Source organism: Catenulispora acidiphila DSM 44928, from assembly GCF_000024025.1.
Taxonomy (GTDB): Bacteria; Actinomycetota; Actinomycetes; order Streptomycetales; family Catenulisporaceae; genus Catenulispora; species Catenulispora acidiphila.
Genome location: NC_013131.1, coordinates 3607326 through 3623631 on the forward strand (window position 1 = coordinate 3607326; position 16306 = coordinate 3623631).

General features: G+C 70.1%; 15 protein-coding genes and 1 pseudogene. 7 read left to right on the forward strand and 9 right to left on the reverse strand.

Features of this window, described 5'->3' with window-relative positions; genetic code table 11:
* Nucleotides 1-246: 246 nt before the first annotated feature.
* The 4 genes from CACI_RS16265 to CACI_RS16280 all read right to left on the reverse strand — a co-directional run bounded on the left by CACI_RS16265 (nucleotide 247) and on the right by CACI_RS16280 (nucleotide 4506).
* Complete coding sequence (locus CACI_RS16265) at nucleotides 247-1674, reverse strand: amino acid permease (RefSeq protein WP_012787470.1); 1428 nt, start codon at nucleotides 1672-1674, stop codon at nucleotides 247-249.
* A gap of 84 nt (nucleotides 1675-1758) precedes the next feature.
* The gene (locus CACI_RS16270) at nucleotides 1759-3471 is read right to left on the reverse strand and encodes an MFS transporter (protein WP_012787471.1); all 1713 of its coding nucleotides are present in this window, start codon (nucleotides 3469-3471) and stop codon (nucleotides 1759-1761) included.
* Complete coding sequence (locus tag CACI_RS16275; RefSeq protein ID WP_012787472.1) at nucleotides 3471-3905, reverse strand: MarR family winged helix-turn-helix transcriptional regulator; 435 nt, start codon at nucleotides 3903-3905, stop codon at nucleotides 3471-3473. Before CACI_RS16275 ends, CACI_RS16270 begins: the two co-directional genes overlap by 1 nt.
* A 31-nt stretch (nucleotides 3906-3936) precedes the next feature.
* Nucleotides 3937-4506, reverse strand: a complete 570-nt coding sequence (locus CACI_RS16280) for a beta-class carbonic anhydrase (protein ID WP_012787473.1) — start codon at nucleotides 4504-4506, stop codon at nucleotides 3937-3939.
* 100 nt (nucleotides 4507-4606) lie between these two features.
* Here CACI_RS16280 and CACI_RS16285 point away from each other — a divergent pair, with 100 nt between their 5' ends.
* Complete coding sequence (locus tag CACI_RS16285; protein ID WP_012787474.1) at nucleotides 4607-5308, forward strand: TetR/AcrR family transcriptional regulator; 702 nt, start codon at nucleotides 4607-4609, stop codon at nucleotides 5306-5308.
* A gap of 68 nt (nucleotides 5309-5376) precedes the next feature.
* Here CACI_RS16285 and CACI_RS51200 read toward each other — a convergent pair whose 3' ends face one another.
* The gene (locus CACI_RS51200) at nucleotides 5377-7944 is read right to left on the reverse strand and encodes a serine/threonine-protein kinase (RefSeq protein WP_012787475.1); all 2568 of its coding nucleotides are present in this window, start codon (nucleotides 7942-7944) and stop codon (nucleotides 5377-5379) included.
* Between the two features lie 169 nt (nucleotides 7945-8113).
* Here CACI_RS51200 and CACI_RS54205 point away from each other — a divergent pair.
* A pseudogene (locus tag CACI_RS54205) lies at nucleotides 8114-8209 on the forward strand (zf-HC2 domain-containing protein); the annotation flags it as partial.
* Between the two features lie 17 nt (nucleotides 8210-8226).
* Here the strand turns inward: CACI_RS54205 and CACI_RS16295 are convergent.
* Together CACI_RS16295 and CACI_RS16300 are read right to left on the reverse strand one after the other, a co-directional pair.
* Complete coding sequence (locus tag CACI_RS16295; RefSeq protein ID WP_012787477.1) at nucleotides 8227-9006, reverse strand: RNA polymerase sigma factor; 780 nt, start codon at nucleotides 9004-9006, stop codon at nucleotides 8227-8229.
* Nucleotides 9007-9124: 118 nt separating this feature from the next.
* Nucleotides 9125-10120 (reverse strand): zinc-binding dehydrogenase, encoded by a 996-nt coding sequence (locus CACI_RS16300; RefSeq protein ID WP_012787478.1) that lies wholly within the window; start codon nucleotides 10118-10120, stop codon nucleotides 9125-9127.
* A 134-nt stretch (nucleotides 10121-10254) separates the two neighbouring features.
* Between CACI_RS16300 and CACI_RS16305 the strand changes: the two genes are divergently transcribed.
* Both CACI_RS16305 and CACI_RS16310 read left to right on the forward strand, forming a co-directional pair.
* Nucleotides 10255-10833, forward strand: a complete 579-nt coding sequence (locus CACI_RS16305; protein WP_012787479.1) for a TetR/AcrR family transcriptional regulator — start codon at nucleotides 10255-10257, stop codon at nucleotides 10831-10833.
* A gap of 47 nt (nucleotides 10834-10880) precedes the next feature.
* The gene (locus CACI_RS16310; RefSeq protein ID WP_012787480.1) at nucleotides 10881-11579 is read left to right on the forward strand and encodes an SDR family oxidoreductase; all 699 of its coding nucleotides are present in this window, start codon (nucleotides 10881-10883) and stop codon (nucleotides 11577-11579) included.
* 15 nt (nucleotides 11580-11594) lie between these two features.
* On the opposite strand, the gene CACI_RS16315 is transcribed toward CACI_RS16310, so the two are convergent.
* Both CACI_RS16315 and CACI_RS51205 read right to left on the reverse strand, forming a co-directional pair.
* Nucleotides 11595-12425, reverse strand: coding sequence for a DsbA family protein (locus tag CACI_RS16315; RefSeq protein WP_012787481.1), 831 nt, complete (start codon nucleotides 12423-12425; stop codon nucleotides 11595-11597).
* A 126-nt stretch (nucleotides 12426-12551) separates the two neighbouring features.
* A complete protein-coding gene (locus tag CACI_RS51205; RefSeq protein WP_012787482.1) occupies nucleotides 12552-12899 on the reverse strand; it encodes a VOC family protein in 348 nt (115 codons plus the stop codon).
* A 205-nt stretch (nucleotides 12900-13104) separates the two neighbouring features.
* Here CACI_RS51205 and CACI_RS16325 point away from each other — a divergent pair, with 205 nt between their 5' ends.
* Genes CACI_RS16325 through CACI_RS16335 form a run of 3 tightly spaced genes read left to right on the forward strand, consistent with a single transcriptional unit; the run spans nucleotide 13105 to nucleotide 16295 of the window.
* On the forward strand, nucleotides 13105-14358 hold the full coding sequence (locus CACI_RS16325; RefSeq protein WP_223297545.1) for a glycosyltransferase family 4 protein: 1254 nt from the start codon (nucleotides 13105-13107) through the stop codon (nucleotides 14356-14358).
* On the forward strand, nucleotides 14359-15111 hold the full coding sequence (locus tag CACI_RS16330; protein ID WP_012787484.1) for a DUF2334 domain-containing protein: 753 nt from the start codon (nucleotides 14359-14361) through the stop codon (nucleotides 15109-15111).
* Nucleotides 15108-16295: a glycosyltransferase gene (locus tag CACI_RS16335; protein WP_012787485.1), complete on the forward strand. Its 1188-nt coding sequence runs from the start codon at nucleotides 15108-15110 to the stop codon at nucleotides 16293-16295. The genes CACI_RS16330 and CACI_RS16335 overlap by 4 nt, the downstream gene beginning before the upstream one ends.
* Nucleotides 16296-16306: the final 11 nt, after the last annotated feature.

The window sequence follows — 16306 nt, forward strand, 5'->3', positions numbered from 1 at the left end:
GGCGCCGGTCGCGCAGACGGTTGGAGATACCAGCCGCCGCCGGAGCTGCTGCACTCTGGGCGGCATGCATGTTGCTTGTGGCTCTTAGCTTGTGGTTCTTGATCTAGAGGAGACCACCGCCCCAGCCGCAGCACGATCCGCCGAGGCAGGGACGCCAGAGGCCATCAACACTGTGCGCGAAGCCGTAGGAAAACGCCTTTCAACCACCAACACAACCGCCACCGACCCACCGACCCACGTCAGCACCTACCCCGCATCTACCGGGAACCGCCGCTTGATCAGCCGCCAGCCGACCCACAGCACCAACACGATAAGTGGCACCGCCGCGAGCACCGGGCGCTCCTGGGCGCTGTCGGCCATCAGTGCCAGGACGCCGGCGAGGAACAGGAGTGTTGCGTAGTTCGTCCAGGGGGAGCCTGGCATGCGGAAGGTGGGGCGGTGGACTGGGCTGCCGGGGTGTTCTGAGGCTGCCTTGAGGCGGGCTTGGCAGATCAGGATCGTTGCCCAGGTTGTCAGTACGCCGAGGGATGCCGTGGATGTTGCGATGTCGAATGCGCGGGAGGGCACCACCAGGTTCAGCAGGACGCCGGCGAGATAGACCACTGCCGTCAGCATGATGCCGCCGTAGGGGACGCCGCGGCTGCTCATGCGGGAGACGTATTGGGGTGCCTCGTGGCGTTCGGCGAGGGCGCGGAGGATGCGGCCGGTGGAGTAGAGGCCTGAGTTGGTGGAGGACAGGGCTGCGGTGAGGACCACGAAGTTCATCACGCCGCCGACGCCGGGGATGCCCAGCATCGAGAAGACGGTCACGAAGGGGCTCTCGCCCTCGTGGTACAGGGTCCAGGGGAGGACGACGACCAGCAGGCCGATGGAGCCGACGTAGAAGATGGCGATGCGCCAGATCACCGCGCGGACGGCCTTGGGGACGACCTTGCGCGGCTCGGCTGTCTCGCCGGCGGTGATGCCGACCAGTTCGATGGCGGCGTAGGCGAAGACCACCGACTGGAGGCTGACCAGGACCGCCCACATGCCCTTCGGGAGCAGGCCGCCGTGGGTGGAGACGTTGGACCAGCCCGCGTGCTGGGTGCCGATGCCGGCGTGGGTGAGCAGGAGTCCGGCGGCGACGATCAGGAAGACCAGGATCGCCAGGATCTTGCAGAGTGCGAACCAGGTCTCCAGGTCGCCGAAGACCTTGACCGAGACCAGGTTCGCGGCCATCAGGATGGCCAGGGCGCCCAGGGCCGAGAGCCACTGGGGCAGCGCCGGGAACCAGTAGTGCATGTAGATGCCGACCGCCGTCAGCTCCGCTACGCCGGTCATGGCCCAGTTCAGCCAGTACATCCAGCCGCATGTGTAGCCGGCCCACGGCCCGATGAACTCCCTGGCGTAGACCACGAAGCTCCCGGACGTGGGCCGGTACAGCACCAGCTCGCCGAGGGCGCGCATCACGAAGAAGGCTGAGATGCCGGCCAGCGCGTAGGCGAACACCAGTCCCGGACCGGACCGCGTGATCGCCCCCGCCGAGCCGAGGAAGAGACCGACCCCGATCGCCCCGCCGAAGGCGATCATCTGGATCTGGAAGTTCGCCAGCGTCTTCTGGTAGCCGGCGTCGCTGCCGGTCGGCTCCTCCTCCTCGGGCCGGGCGGTGGTCAGCGTCGACGGCGGGTTCGTCATGCTCCCAGGTGTATCGGCCGCCGCCTGGTGTCAACCACCTGCCACGCTGGGGGACCTCGCGGGATTGGTCCGAACGAGAGCGGATCAGCCGGCGCTGTCGGCGATTTCCTCCCTGACGGGGCGTCCCTTGCCGCGCCGCAGGCACGCGATCATCGCCAGCGCCGCGAGCCCGGTGGCGACCGAGAACACGATGATCAGCCCTTGGTGGAAGGGCCCTGACAGCAGGTTCGGGAAGAACTCGCGCCCGGTGAGCGTGGCCTGCGCCGAGGGGGTCAGCGAGTTCAGCGCGCCGACCCCGGACAGCAGGTGCTGCACCGGGTTGACGCCCAGCATCGCGGCGAACAGCGAGGACACCGGCGGCAGCTGCCCGATCTGCGCGGCGGCGTGCGCCGACACCCCCTGCTGCTGCAAGCCGGTGGTGAGCGTGTGCGGGAGCTTCGCGGCGAGCCCGGCGATCATCAGCGAGAAGAACACGCCGATCGACACCGCGGTACCGGAGTTCTGGAACGTGGCGCGCATCCCCGAAGCCGCGCCGCGCTTGCTGGCCGGCACGCTGCTCATGATGGAGGACGTGTTCGGTGCGCCGAACATCCCGCTGCCGATCCCGTTGATGGCGATCAACGAGGCGAAAGCCCAGTAAGGGAACTGCACAGGCAGCAGAATCAAACCGATGAAGCTGGAACCGAAGACCGCCGCGCCGGCTGTCGACAACCCGCGCGAGCCGAAGCGGTCGGACAGATAGCCCGACACCGGCCCGGATATCAGGAAGCCGACGGTCATCGGGAGCAGGAAGATGCCGGCCCACAACGGCGTGTCGCTGTAGTCGTAGCCGTGCAGCGGCAGCCAGATGCCCTGCAACCAGATGACCAGGACGAACTGCAGCCCGCCGCGCGCCACCGAGATCGCCAGCGAGGCGGAGTTGCCGACCGTGAAGTCGTGGATCTTGAACAGCGACAGGTCGAACATCGGCTCGGCGATCCGGGACTCGATGAGGTAGAACGCGATCAGACCGGCCAGTCCCACGCCCAGCAGCGTGATCACCGTCGGGTTCGTCCAGCCCATGGCGTGCCCCTGATACGGCTGAAGGCCCTGCGTGACGCCGATCAGCACCGAGCCGAGCCCGACGGCGAAGGTGACGTTGCCCCACCAGTCGATCCGCCCGCCGGTGGCGCGGCTGGTCTCGCGCAGCCGCCGATAGGCCCAGTACGTCCCGAAGATCCCGACCGGCACGTTCACCCAGAACACCGCGCGCCAGTCCCACGCCGAAAGCAGCCCGCCGGCCACCAGCCCGATGAACATCCCGGCCAGCGCCGCCATCTGGTTGATGCCCAGGGCGAACCCGCGCCGGTCGGGCGGGAAGGCGTCGGTGAGGATGGCCGCGGAGTTGGCCGTCAGCATCGAGCCGCCGATGGCCTGTAGCAATCGCCAGCCGATGAGCCACATCGCGCCGTGCGTCCCGACGAAGGGATCGAAGGACAGCAGCACTGAGGCGATGGTGAAGACCATGAACCCGGCGTTGTACGTGCGCACCCGGCCGAACATGTCGCCGAGGCGGCCGAGCGTGACCACGAACACCGCCTGCACCAGGCGGTACCCCATGATCATCCACAGCAGGTAGGCGATGTTCCCGGGCGCCAGCGGGTCCAGGTGGATGCCTCGGAAGATCGGCGGCAGCGCGATCAACACGATCGAGCCGTCCAGCGCCGACATGAACATCGCCGTGGTGGTGTTGGTCAGCGCGACCCGCTGGTAGCGCTTGTCGGCGGCGGCCGGCTCCACGGCCGTGGCGACCGCCATCAGATCTTCTCCGCGAGGCGCTGTATCAGGGGCGCGGCCGCGGCCAGCGTCCGCAGCTCCTCCTCAGTGAACTCACTGGCCAGCCCCGACGCGATGACCCGCGCGCGGGCGCTGCGCTTGAGCCGAAGCATCTCGCGGCCGGTCTCGGTCACGGTGGTCACCGAACGCCGCCGGTCCACCTCGTCCCGCCGCCGCTCGACCAGTCCCCGCTCTTCCAACGCCGCCAGCGTGATGCCCATCGCCTGCGGGCTGATCTGCTCGATCCGCGCCAGGTCGGCGGCGGTGGCCGGACCGAGCCGGTCCAGCCGGGCCAGCGCCGAGCGCTCGGGAAGCGTCGGCTCCTCCGGCGCGGCCGTTTGCCGCAGGCGGCGGACGACGAGGCTGATCGCGCTGTAGAGCGCGGTGGACAGATCGTCCACGCTGGGGGTGTCCATATGCTCAACCTAGATTGATAAATCTAGGTTGTCAATCATGGTTGGGGATCGCCGATCCGGGGACGGTAGTGGCCGGTTCCCGGGCTGATACGACCATGGTGACGCGGCCGGTTTCCACGTCGTAGACGTGCCCTGAGACAGTGGCTCCGCGCGGGAGCAGCGGCGAGGTGAGGAGGCGCTCGACGTCCTCGGCGACCGTCACCGCCGGGTCGTCGACCTTTGAAGCGGCCAGGGTCTGCGGGGAGACGCCGGTCGCGTCGGCGGCGCGGTCGCGGAAGTCGGTGTCGGCGAGGAAGCCGGTGCCGCACTGCGTGTGGTGGATGACCGCGACCTCGAACAGCGGGCCCTCGACGCTGAACACGGCGCCGGCGAGGAAGCCGAGGTAGGCGATGTCGGTCAGGACGGTGTCGGTGACGCGGCCGCCGGCGTTGCGGATGACCGGGGCGTCGCCGGGCTCCAGGCCGAACATGCGGGCCGGGTCCAGGCGGTGGTCCAGGCAGGTCACGAGGAGGACCTGGGCTTTGGGGACGCCGAGCGGGACCGGCGTGAAGCCGTGGGTGGACCAGTCGTTGTTCTCGAGCAGGGGAGCCATTCTGGACATGACCGTGTACTCCGTTCCTCGGAGTCCGAGACCTGGTTAGTGGACACTGTCCACGTTAACCCAGCTATGTGGACACTGTCCACGTTGCTATCGTGAGCAGATGAGCACCGACCGATCCGCCGCGGAGAACCCCAGGTCAGCGCCCGCGTCCCGACCCCCAGTCCGGCGCCCCCGCGGCGCCGTCCGCGAGGGCCTGATCGAAGCGGGTCTCGAACTGGCCCGCACCGGCGGTCCCGACGCGGTGGTCCTGCGCGAGGCGACCCGGATCGTCGGCGTGGTCCCCAACGCCGCCTATCGCCACTTCGCCGACCGCGACGAACTCCTGGCGGCGGTCTGCACCGCGGCGATGGCCGAACTCGGCGCCCGCATCGCCGCCGCCATCGCCCGCGTCCCTGGCGACCACGGCGATCCTGACGGCGCCTTCGGCCGTATGGGAGCGGTGGGCACTGCGTACCTGGAGTTCGCCCGCGATGAGCCAGGACTGTTCGCGACGGCCTTCGCGGTCCCGGATCAGCACCCGTATGTCGTCGCGAGCGGCGCACGCGGCGCCGACGGCAGCCCTCTGAGCCAGCTCCAGGAGGTGCTGGACGAACTGGTCGAGGTCGGCCTGTTGGATCCGCGCCGCCGTGAGGGCGTCGAGGTCCCGGTGTGGTCGACGGTGCACGGCCTGGCGGTCCTGATCGGGCAGGGCCCGCTGCGGGTGCTGCCGGACGGGGATGTGCGAGCGTTGACGGAGCGGGTACTGAGATTTATCGCCGAGAGCCTTCTTGCGCCGGGGGAGAAGACGATCAGCGCTCCGTGACTTCGCCGACCCCCGCGTGGCCGAGGAGGCCATCGCGGGAGTCGATCGGATTTCCTAAAGCACAGCTGTTAGAACGGCTGGCTGCTCGACACCGAGGACGTATTGATCTTCCAGGTCCCGCCGTCCTGGACCAGGCCGAACGTGGTGCGCTCGGCGGTCCGCTGACCGTTCTTGAAGTAGTAGTCGATCGTCGCGGTGACCGTGGAGGGCGCCGTCGCCACGACGTCCTTCAGCTCGACATGATCGATCGTGCCCCACCAGCTCTTGTAGCCGCTGAGCCCGCCGGCCGGATACACCTGGTACTTCGGCGTCAGCGAGTTGAAGGCCTGGTCCAGGTTGCCCGGGAGCATGCCGTAGTAGCCCGTGAGGAACGTCGACAGCTGCGTCGCGACGTCGGTCGCCGAGGTCGACGGGCTGGTGGTCGGCGTCGAGCCCGACGTCGTGGGAGTCTTCGGCGTGGACGGCGCGCTGCTCGAGGGGGTCGTCGAGGCGTGGGTCGGCGCCCCCGCTCCCGCCGAGGTCGTGGTGGACCGGGCCGCGCTGCTGGAGTGCGTGGGACTCGTCGCGCCCTTGGCGACCGGCTGTTTGGGGGAGCCCTTGCCGGAGTTCATGGCGACGACGATCGCCACGATCAGCACCGCCGTGCCGACCACGCACACCGCGATCGCCATCGACAGCCGGCGGTTGCCCGAGCGCCGGGCCGGGGGCGGCGACGTCGGGCTCACGGCCGGGCGGTCGTCCGTCGGCGGCGGGGTTGAGGCGGGGGACTTCGCGGCCGCGGACTTCGGCGCCAGGGAGTTGCCGGTCGTCCCCGGTGATGCGAACGACATCGCCGAGGTCGGCGTCGCGGCGATGACCGGCGACGACTTCGAGGTCGGCGTCGAGGCCGGGGACGGCGTGGTCGGGTTCGTGGCGGGCGGGGTGATCGGCGTGATCGGCGTGATCGGCGTCGAGCCCGGAGGCGAAGTCTCTGTCGGTGTAGGCGACGAGGTCGGCGCCGCGACCCGCGAGGAGATCGACCGCGGCGTGGGCGTCGGCTTCGGCGGCGTCGGCACGGCGGGCAGCGGGTCGGCGGTCGGCTCCGGCGTGATCGTGTTGCTCTTCAGCGCGAGCGCTTCCGGGACCACGAGCGTCGGCGACGGGGAGCTGAACGGCTTCGTCTCCGAAGCGATGGACCTCATGCCGATGCCCGGCAGGGTCTTGGCCGACAGGCGGTCCAGCCCGTGCCAGACCTCCTTCATCGTCGGCCGGTCCACGGGCTCGGGATTCAGCATCCACATGATGGTGTCGGTCAGCGGACCCGAGCGCTTCGGCAGCCGGATCTCGTTGCGCACCACGCGCAGCAGCAGCGCCATGGCGTTGACGTCCTCGCCGAACGGCGGCGTGCCCTCGACGGCGGCGTAGAGCGTGGCGCCGAGGGAGAAGACGTCGGCCGGGAACGCGACCGGGTGACCCTGCGCGACCTCGGGCGCGGTGTACGCGGGAGTGCCGAGGATCTCGCCGGTCGCGGTGACGGTCGCGTCGCCCGCGGCGCGCGAGATGCCGAAGTCGGTGAGCTTCACCGTGCCGTCGGAGGTCATCAGCACGTTGCCGGGCTTGATGTCCCGGTGCACGATGCCCCGCTCGTGCGCGGCGGTCAGCGCCGAGGCCAGCTGCGCGCCGATGCTGGTCACCTCGGTCGGGGTGAGCACCGCGCCGGTGGCGAGGATGTCGCCCAGGCTCTGCGAGGGGACGTACTCCATGATCAGGTACGGACGGCCGTCATGCTCGGCGACGTCGTAGATGACCACCGCGTTCGGATGCTGCAGGCGCGCGGCGATCCGCCCCTCCCGGCGGGCACGCTGATGCGAGGTACGGACCTGCGCACCGCTCATGCCATGGTCGGGACGCAGCTCTTTGACGGCGACATCGCGACCCAGGACCTCATCGCGCGCACGCCAGACGACGCCCATCGCCCCGCCGCCGATCTCGGAGACCAGGCGATAGCGCCCGGCGACGAGGGGAGTGGTGGAGGCAGGGGCGGCTGAGGGGGACGGGGCGGGAGCCGGGGATTCGGGCTTGGGAGCTTTGGGAGCCTTGGAAGCTTTGGGAGGCTCGGGAGCTTCAAGAGCAGGCGATTCGTGCGCGGCGGGCTCGGAGACCGAGGGCTCATCCGCGGATGCTTCGGGCTCGCTCGCTGCGGGCTCGGACTCCTCGGCTTCGAGGGCTTCGGGCTCGCCGGTGTCGGGTGCGCTTGCTTCGGGCTCAGATTCCTCGGCTTCGAGGGCTTCGGGCTCGCCAGTGTCGGGCGCGCTCGCTTCGGGCTCAGACTCCTCGGGCTCGCTCGCGGAAGACTCGGCCGCGTCAGCATCAGCATCGGCCGCATCGGCTTCAGAGTCCGCCTCAGCCTCAGCCACCTGAGTCTCAGCCTCAGCCTCGGCCGACTCGGCTTCTTCGGCCTCGGCTACTTCCGCCTCTGACTCTGCCTCTGACCCTGCCTCGGACCCAGCCTCGTCACCGGCATCCGCCTCGCCGGCGTCCTCCACCACTGCTTCCGCCTCAGCCGTCTCCGGCTCACTCGTCTCCGCGGCGGCCGCTTCGGGCGCGGTCGTGTCGGGCACGGTCGTCGGCTGCCCCTCATCGGGGTCGGCGTTCATCGCAGTTCCCTAACTTCCCCCGCCCGCACCCGGGCACAATGTCGACGCGAACGGATCCCCTCGGATCCGGGCTCATGGCGGTCCAACACTATCGCCCGGCGGGGGGTTTCGGCTTCGCGGTCTGTTCACCCGGCGGCGGGGTGGGGGACGCTGTTACACAATGGGGACCATGGACTGCGCCACGTTCGTCGAGCTGGTCACGGACTTCCTCGAAGGTGCCCTCCCGGAGGCCGAGGAGGAGCGCTTCGTTGAGCACCTGACGCTCTGCGACGGCTGCGAGACCTACCTCGAGCAGTTCCGCCGCACCATCGACACGCTCGGCGAGTTGCCGGCGGACTCGCTGTCCGCCGAGGCGCGCGCCAAGCTCCTCACCGCTTTCCGGGGATTCCGCCGGGGAGAGTGATCGGCGCTCTCAGTACGTTCTGCGGAGGCGAAGTACGTCTCCAGCCGCCCGCGCACCACAGCCCGCGCCCGGTGCAGGATCACGCGCTGGTTGCCCGGTGAGATGTTGAGCAGGCGGCAGACCTCGTCGGAGGCGTAGCCCTCGACGTCCCGCAGGATCACCACCGTCCGGTGCCGCTCCGGCAGCTCGTCGAGCGCGTCGGCGACGACCCGCCGCACCTCCCCGTCCAGCGCCTCGCTCTCCGGCAGCGCCCACGTCTGCGGCTTCTGCCCAGGACTCCAGCGCCCGGCATACGGATCGTCGGCCGACCGGAAGCGCGAGGGATCGACCGAGGGACCCTCGTCTTCTGGCAGCAGGCTGCTGAACGGCAGCGTCCGGCTCTCTTTGACCCCGCGTCCCTTGGCGATGTTGACCAGGATCCGGAACACCCACGTCTTCAACGCCGAGCGCCCCTCGAACCGCTCGATCCCCTGGATCACGCCGAGCCAGGCCTCTTGCACGACCTCCTCCGCGGAGTCCCCGGTCGAGACGAAGGAGCGCGCCAGCCGCAGCATCGACGGCGACCAGGCCTCCAGCACCATCCGGAACGCGTCCTCGTCGCCGGCGCGCAGCCGCTCGGCGAGCTCGGCGTCCGCCGGAAGCCGGGACGGGTCTTCCACGGCGTCTCCTTCGCGTGCGGCTGCTCAGTTACTCAGCTGCATAGCTGCTCTGCTGGTCGCGGCGGCTTGCTGCGGCTCGGCTCTGGAAACCCTAATCGGTCCGGATGCGGATGAGTGATCAGTTCCTTGACTCGTAAGGACTTTTTGGCCTCAACAGGATCGCGCCGATGGTGCTGCGTGCCTCGAGCTCGGCGTGCGCTTCGGGGGCGCCCTCCAGCGGGAAGGCGGCGTGGATCCGCGGGATGAGGCGTCCCGCCGCCAGCTCCGACAGCGCACGTTCGGCGTCGGCACGCTGCTCAGCCTCCGGCTTGGCGAAGGTGATGCCCGCCGCGCCGACGACGCTCAGCCCTCGGCGGCCGATGACGCCTGCGTCCAGCGGCGTCCACTCACCACTCGCGAAGCCGTAGCTGCCCAGACGCCCCGCGCCGTCGCGGAGCGCAGCCAGGGCTCCTGCGCCGATCGCACCGCCGACAGCGTCCAACGCCAGGTCCACGCCCTGACCGCCGGTCGCCGTCGTGACCTGGTCGATCCAGTCCGGCATCGAGTAGTCGACGACCGCATCCGCGCCGAGTGCGGTGACGAACGCCGTCTTCCCAGAGCTACCAACAGCGCCGATAACCGTTGCCCCTGCTGCTTTCGCCGCCTGAACCAGGAGCGACCCGAGCCGTCCGGCAGCGGCGGTGATCAAGATCGTTTCACCTGCCGTGAGCCGCATCGCGCCGAGCATGCCCAGTGCCACCGCGCCGGCCTGGAAGACCGGGACCGCGTCATCAAGGGCGGTCCCGTCGGGAACTTCGAACAGCCACCGCGTGTCGACGACGGCTTGCTCCGCGTAGCCGCCGCCGGTTCTCGGCGTCACAGCGACCACGCGCCGTCCGACGAGCGCCTCGTCCCCGCCGGGACCGACGGCAGCAACGCGTCCCCCGACCTCCAGACCCGGCGTATACGGAAGCGGGAACGGAAAGCGCCCGCCCCGCACGATCGTGTCGCCGAACAACACCGCGGCGACCTCCACGTCGATCACCGCCTGACCGGCTGCCGCGGCCGGCGGCGGCGCGTCCTCCAGCTTCAGCACCGAGGGATCGCCGAACTCTCTGACCCGGATCACGCGCATGACCAGCACCTCATATCCTCGACATATCCCCGATCGGGGAGTGGGACGTCACCATCGCGAGTCTTCTCGCCGCGCCGATCGCCGGACAAGGATCAAAGCGGCGCAGCTGTCCAGGACGAGACAAGGGGCGGAAAGTGTCTCAGCAGACCGAGAACGTCCGGGTGCGCCGCACGCGCAAACTCCTGCGCGAAGCCCTGATCGACCTGATCGAGCAGAAGGGCTTCGAGAAGGTCACCGTCGCCGAGATCACCGACCGCGCCCTGATCAGCCGCGCCGCCTTCTACCGCACCCACCGCGACAAGTACGACCTCGTCGCGCAGATCTACGACGAGGCCATGGCCGCGCTGCTCGGCACGGTCGACGACGCCACCCCCGTAACCACTCCCGCGACCACCCCCGCGGCCGAACGCTGGGTCGCCTTCTTCGAGCACATCGACACCTACCACCGTTTCTACGCCGCCATGCTCGGCCGCAAGGGCAGTCCCTGGTTCGCCGACCGGATGCGCGCCGCGCTGTCCGAGATGGTCACCGCGCACCTGCCCGCGACCGGTACCGACCTGGTCCCGGCGGTGCTCGGCGCGATGTTCGCCCAATCGATCACCTGGTGGCTCGAAGCCGGACGGCCGGTCCCGCCGCGCGAGATCGCCGCGACGTCCGCGCGACTCGCCGGCGCGGTGATCCGGGAGGCGGCTGCGCCTGACCGTTCTCCATGATCGGATACCATGCGCCAGCCGGCACTACCGCCTACCGAGGAGGCCTCATGGAACACGTCACGCTGATCACCGGCGGTTCGAGCGGCATCGGGGCGGCGACGGCGCGCGCCCTGCTCCAGCAGGGACACCGGGTGGCGGTCACCGGTCGCGACGGCGACCGGCTGGCGGCCTTCGCCGCCTCCGCCGACGCCGGGGAGCAGCTGCTGACCGTCAGTGGCGATGCCGGCGACGCCACCGACGTCGCCTCGGTCGTCAACGAGGTCATCGGTCGTTGGGGACGGCTGGACACTGTGATCGCCAACGCCGGCTTCTCCCTGCCCGGGACGCTGGAGGACCACGACCCCGAGGCGATGCGTGCCATGGTCCTGACCAACGTCCTCGGCCCGGCTCTGCTGGTGCGCCAGACGCTGCCGTACCTGCGCGAGTCCAAGGGACGGATCGTGGTCGTCGGATCGGTCGCCGGTATTCGGAACACGCCCGGAAACCTTTACTCCGTCACGAAGTGGGCCGTCCACGCGCTGGTCGAGAACGTCCGGCTGCTGGTCGCGAAGGACCGGGTCGGCGTCACGCTCGTCGCCCCCGGCGTGGTGGACACCCCGTTCTGGGACGAGCGCGGCGGATCTCCGCAGGCGGCTCCAGCGCTGACCGCCGAGCACATCGCCAATGCCATCCTGTTCGCGGTCAACCAGCCGGAGGGCGTGGACGTCAGCCAGCTCGTGGTGCGCCCGACCGGTCAGCTCGGCTGAGGCGGGCCCTGCGCTTTACGGAAGTCCCGCAGCCTGGAGCACCTTCTTCAGCTGCGCCGGATCGGATCCGACCACTGACTTGCCGTCGGCGGAGAGCTTGTACACCGACTGCGGTATGGTCAGCCGCTTGCCGTCGAGCAGCAGGGTCGGCGTTCCGGGCAGTCGCAGGGTATTGAAGTCGGTCATGTTCTGCTGGACCAGGCCCTTGTAGGTACCGGCGGTGACGCAGGACTCGAAGGTCGGCGAGTCCAGTCCCGGTATCTGTTTCGCCACTGAGATCAGCTTCGCGATATCGCTATAGCCGTCGGTGGTCTCGTCCGGCTGGTCGGCGTACAGCGCGTCGTGGTACTCGTCGAACTTCCCGGCCGCCGCCGCGCACACCGAGGCCGCGCCCGACCACAGCGAACCGCTGGTGCCCGGGTTGTTGGCGTCGATCAGCGTGACCGGATGGAACAGCACGCGCAGCGTTCCGGCGGCGACATAGGACTTGTAGACCGACGCCGATCCGGTCTCCAGCGACCGGCAGATCGGGCAGCGGAAGTCCTCATAGATGGTCAGTGTGTGCGGCGCGTCGGCCGGACCGTAGGCCAGCGCGGTCTGCTTGCCGGAGGGATCGCTGTACTTGTCGGCGACGACCGAGCCGTTCGTCGGCACGCTGTATGCCACCGGTTTGCTCGACGACGTGCTGACCGCGATCCCGACCCCGGTCGCGGCGCCGAGCACGACCAGTACCGCGGTGATGATCACGAACTGCCGTCGGCGCCGTCCGCGCCGCTGCCGGGCCAGACGCTCGGCCTCGACCCGCTCGCGCGCGGACTGCTTCTTCTCACTGTTCCTCTGGCTCATCGCTGCATCGCCTCATCGCCACCCTGGTCCGATCGCGGTCCGAAACACGTCACAAAACCTCAGAACCCACGGTTCGGTCCGGGAGGTTGCATGGCGCGGTGGATCAGGCCGGCGGCGCGGCGCGGGTCACTTCTTGTAGAAGAGGACCAGGCGGTAGCCGTCGGGGTCGGTCAACTCGAACTCCGAGCCGCCGCCGGTCCGCTTGGCCGGCTCGCCCGACGGCTTGTGTCCGGCGGCGACGACCTCCTCGTAGGCCTGCTGGATGTCGTCGACCTTGAGGTGGACCGCGCTGGCGGTCCCGGGCTCGACCGGTCCCTCGGCAGCGGAGAAGATGATCCAGAACCAGTTCACGTACAGCGTCACCTGCTTCTCGTCCCGCTTGCCGACCCGGAAGCCGAGGCTTTCGTAGAAGGCGACGGTGCGGTCCAGGTCGGCGGAGTGCTGGGTGATGCCGGAGATGCTGGCGAGCTTCATGACGGGTTTCCTTCGCGGTGTGCGGGAGGTGTGCTGTCGGTGTCGTGCCGGCTTGCTCGGCGCCCGTTCCCGGGCGGCTGTCACCCTGACGCCCGGCGCGCCGCGGATGTGACAGCGGCGCCGTCCCCTACCTTTCACCTCAGGTTGTGCGCGTCCTCGTGTGATTAATATCCGCGTTCCATCTCGCGCGGTCACAGTGGGCAACGTGCGTATAGCCGTCATCACCGAATCGTTCCTCCCCCGGGTCAACGGGGTCACGAACTCGGTCTGCCGCGTCCTGGAGCAGCTGGCCGCACGCGGGCACGAGGCGCTCGTCATCGCGGCCAAGCCGGGTCCCGAGCAGTACGCCGGGCACGAGGTGGCCTCGGTCGGAGGGTTCGCGCTGCCGGGCTACCGGTCGTTCGTCGTCGGGCTGCCGATGGCGCGGCTGGTCGGCAAGCTCCGGGAGTTCCAGCCCGACGTCATCTACCTCGCCTCGCCGATCAGCCTGGGCTGGGCCGGCGCCGCCGCCGCGCGCAAGCTGGACGTCCCGTGCGTCGCGGTGTTCCAGACCGATGTCGCCGGCTTCGCCAAGCGCTACGGGCTTCGCGGTACCGACAAGGTCATCTGGCCCTGGCTGCGCAAGCTCCACTCCCAGGCCGATCTCACACTCGTGCCCTCCACAGCGACGCTGAAGACGTTGGAAGAGCACGGATTCCCGCGCCTGGCACTGTGGCGGCGCGGTGTCGACGCCGAGCGCTTCCATCCCCGCTACCGGGACGAGATGCTGCGCCACGAGGTCGCCCCGAACCGCGAGACGGTCGTGGGCTACGTCGGGCGGCTCGCCCCCGAAAAGCGCGTCGGCATGCTCGCCGACCTCAGCGGACTGCCCGGCGTACGGCTGCTGGTCGTGGGCGACGGACCCGCGGAGGACAGGCTGCGTGCGGCACTGCCGAACGCGACGTTCACCGGCTTCCTGGACGGCCACGAGCTCTCCCGCGCCTACGCCAGCCTGGACGTGTTCGTCCACACCGGCGCCGACGAGACCTTCTGCCAGTCGGTGCAGGAGGCGATGGCCAGCGGCGTCCCGGTCGTGGCGCCGGCCGCAGGCGGACCGCTGGACCTGGTCACCCCGGGCCGCACCGGAGTGTTGTACGACCCTGATTCGGTCTCCGAGCTCCGCGCCGCCGTGATGCGGCTCAGCGCGAACCGCGAGCTGCGGACCCTGTACGGGAACAACGCGCGCGCCGAGGTCGAGACCCGCACCTGGAGCGCCGTCAGCGACCAGCTCATGCGGTACCTGGACGGCGTCATCAGCGGCCGCAGCCCGGTCGCCGTCATGCCGGACGCCGCCACGTCCGAGGGCAACATGATCACGACCAGCGTCGAGGCCAACGCCCTCGCGGGCAAGATCGGGACCGCCGGCCCGGGAGCGACCGCGACCGCGACGGCGCAATCTGGCTTCGAAACGGCGGCGTGAATGCCCCGGCCGCACCTGCTCGTCTCCATCCACGACATCGCGTCCGCCAGCGCCGCGCCTTCCGAGCGCTGGCTCGCCGATCTCGACGCGCGCGGTATCCCGGGCACCCTGCTGGTGATCCCGGGACCGTGGCGCGGCGTCCGGCTGAGTCAGAACCTTGATCTGGTCGCCACGCTGCACGACGCCGCGTCCCGGGGTCACGAACTGGCGCTGCACGGCTGGGCGCACAAGGCCGGACCGGACGGCGCGCCCTGGCGCCGCGCCACCGCGCAGCTGATCGCGCGCGGCGCGGCGGAGTTCGCCGCCTTGAACGTCGCCGACGCCACCGCCCGGCTCTCCGCCGGCTTGGCGGAGCTGGCCGCGCTCGACATCGAGCCGGTCGGCTTCCACCCGCCGGGCTGGCTCGCCTCGCCCGGGTCGTACCAGGCGCTGCGCCGCGTCGGGATCCGGTATTCGAGCTCTCACTTGTTCGTCCACGACCTGATCACCGAGCAGCGCTACACGCTCCCGGCGCTCTCGCACCGCCCCGGCGGGACCGGCGAGGTCTTCGCCGCCCGCATGATGCGCAAGACCGCGTCCGCGATGATCCGGCGCGGCCGCTCGTTCCGGGTCGCCATGCACCCGGACGACTTGCGGCACCCCGGACTGCGCGCGACCACCTTGGCCGTCATCGACGCCGCGCTCGCCGCCGGGTATCAACCCAGCACCTACTCCGGGCTCGTGATGCGCCGCGCAGCGGTCCCCCTGTCGTGAGGATCGTCCAGCTCGCCAACGCCTACACCCCGAACTCCGGCGGCCTGCGCACGGTGGTCGACGAGCTGGGCCGCGGCTATGTGGCCGCCGGGCACGAGCGGGTGCTGGTCATCCCCGGCCAGCGGCACTCGCGCGAGGAGGGCGAATCAGGGCTCGTCGTCACGCTGCCCAGCGTGCCGGTCAGCGGCGGATACCGGATGATCCCTCGCTTCTCGCCGGTCCGGGAGCTGCTGGAGGAGCTTCAGCCGGACACCGTCGAGGTCTCCGACAAGGCGACGCTCGCCGCCGCCGGACCCTGGGCCAGACAGCGCGGCGTCGGCGCGGTGCTGATCTCGCACGAGCGGCTGGACGCGGTCGCCGCCGCACGGTTTCCCCACGCCTGGCGCGCGAGTCACAGGGCCTTGAAACCGGCGCTGCACCGGCGCTCGAGGCGGCTGGCGACGCGGTTCGACGCGGTCGTCGTCGCCTCCGCCTTCGCCGGGACCGAGTTCGCCGGGACCAGCGGGTTCCTGCGCGAGATCCCGCTCGGCGTCGATCTGGACACCTTCTGCCCGAACCGGAATGAGCGCCCGGTCGAAACCGAGGAGCCGCGCGGGACCGGGGAACACCCCTGGCGCCTCGTCTACAGCGGTCGGCTATCGGTCGAGAAGAACCCGATCGCGGCGATCGCCGCCGTCAGGGCCCTGATCTCCGAGGACGTCCCGGTCCACCTTGACGTCTACGGCACCGGAAGCCAGCGCGACCATCTGGAACGCGTCGCCGCCGAGCTGCCGATCACCTTCCACGGCTACCTCGCCGACCGTGCCGAGCTGGCCGCGCGGATCGCCGAGGCGGACGTCGTCATCGCGCCGGGACCGGCTGAGACGTTCGGGCTGACGGTGCTGGAATCCCTGGCGTGCGGGACGCCGGTGGTCACCGCGGACACCGGCGGCGCCGGGGAACTGCTCGCCGCCGGCGCCGGGATCGCCGCCGCGTCCACGGGTGCTGACATGGCACGCGCCGTCGCCGGCATCCTCGCCTGGCCCGAAGCCGAGCGGCGGGCGGCGGCGCGGCATCGGGCCGAGCAGTTCCCGTGGTCGGCGACCATCGCCTCGATGCTGGACGTGCACGCCGTGCTGGCAGCGCGGGAGCGCAGCCTGAATCGGTTGAAGCGGCGGGGGTTGCGGCGGCGCATGATCAGCTGAGCGGCTGGCGG

Bases quoted from the DNA above. Each gene is read 5' to 3' on its own strand.
- CACI_RS16285 (WP_012787474.1), top strand. From the start codon at position 4,607: ATGAGCACCGACCGATCCGCCGCGGAGAACCCCAGGTCAGCGCCCGCG.
- CACI_RS51205 (WP_012787482.1), bottom strand. From the start codon at position 12,899: ATGAAGCTCGCCAGCATCTCCGGCATCACCCAGCACTCCGCCGACCTG.
- CACI_RS16310 (WP_012787480.1), top strand. From the start codon at position 10,881: ATGGAACACGTCACGCTGATCACCGGCGGTTCGAGCGGCATCGGGGCG.
- CACI_RS16330 (WP_012787484.1), top strand. From the start codon at position 14,359: ATGCCCCGGCCGCACCTGCTCGTCTCCATCCACGACATCGCGTCCGCC.
- CACI_RS16315 (WP_012787481.1), bottom strand. From the start codon at position 12,425: ATGAGCCAGAGGAACAGTGAGAAGAAGCAGTCCGCGCGCGAGCGGGTC.
- CACI_RS16265 (WP_012787470.1), bottom strand. From the start codon at position 1,674: ATGACGAACCCGCCGTCGACGCTGACCACCGCCCGGCCCGAGGAGGAG.
- CACI_RS51200 (WP_012787475.1), bottom strand. From the start codon at position 7,944: ATGAACGCCGACCCCGATGAGGGGCAGCCGACGACCGTGCCCGACACG.
- CACI_RS16275 (WP_012787472.1), bottom strand. From the start codon at position 3,905: ATGGACACCCCCAGCGTGGACGATCTGTCCACCGCGCTCTACAGCGCG.
- CACI_RS16300 (WP_012787478.1), bottom strand. From the start codon at position 10,120: ATGCGCGTGATCCGGGTCAGAGAGTTCGGCGATCCCTCGGTGCTGAAG.
- CACI_RS16270 (WP_012787471.1), bottom strand. From the start codon at position 3,471: ATGGCGGTCGCCACGGCCGTGGAGCCGGCCGCCGCCGACAAGCGCTAC.
- CACI_RS16280 (WP_012787473.1), bottom strand. From the start codon at position 4,506: ATGTCCAGAATGGCTCCCCTGCTCGAGAACAACGACTGGTCCACCCAC.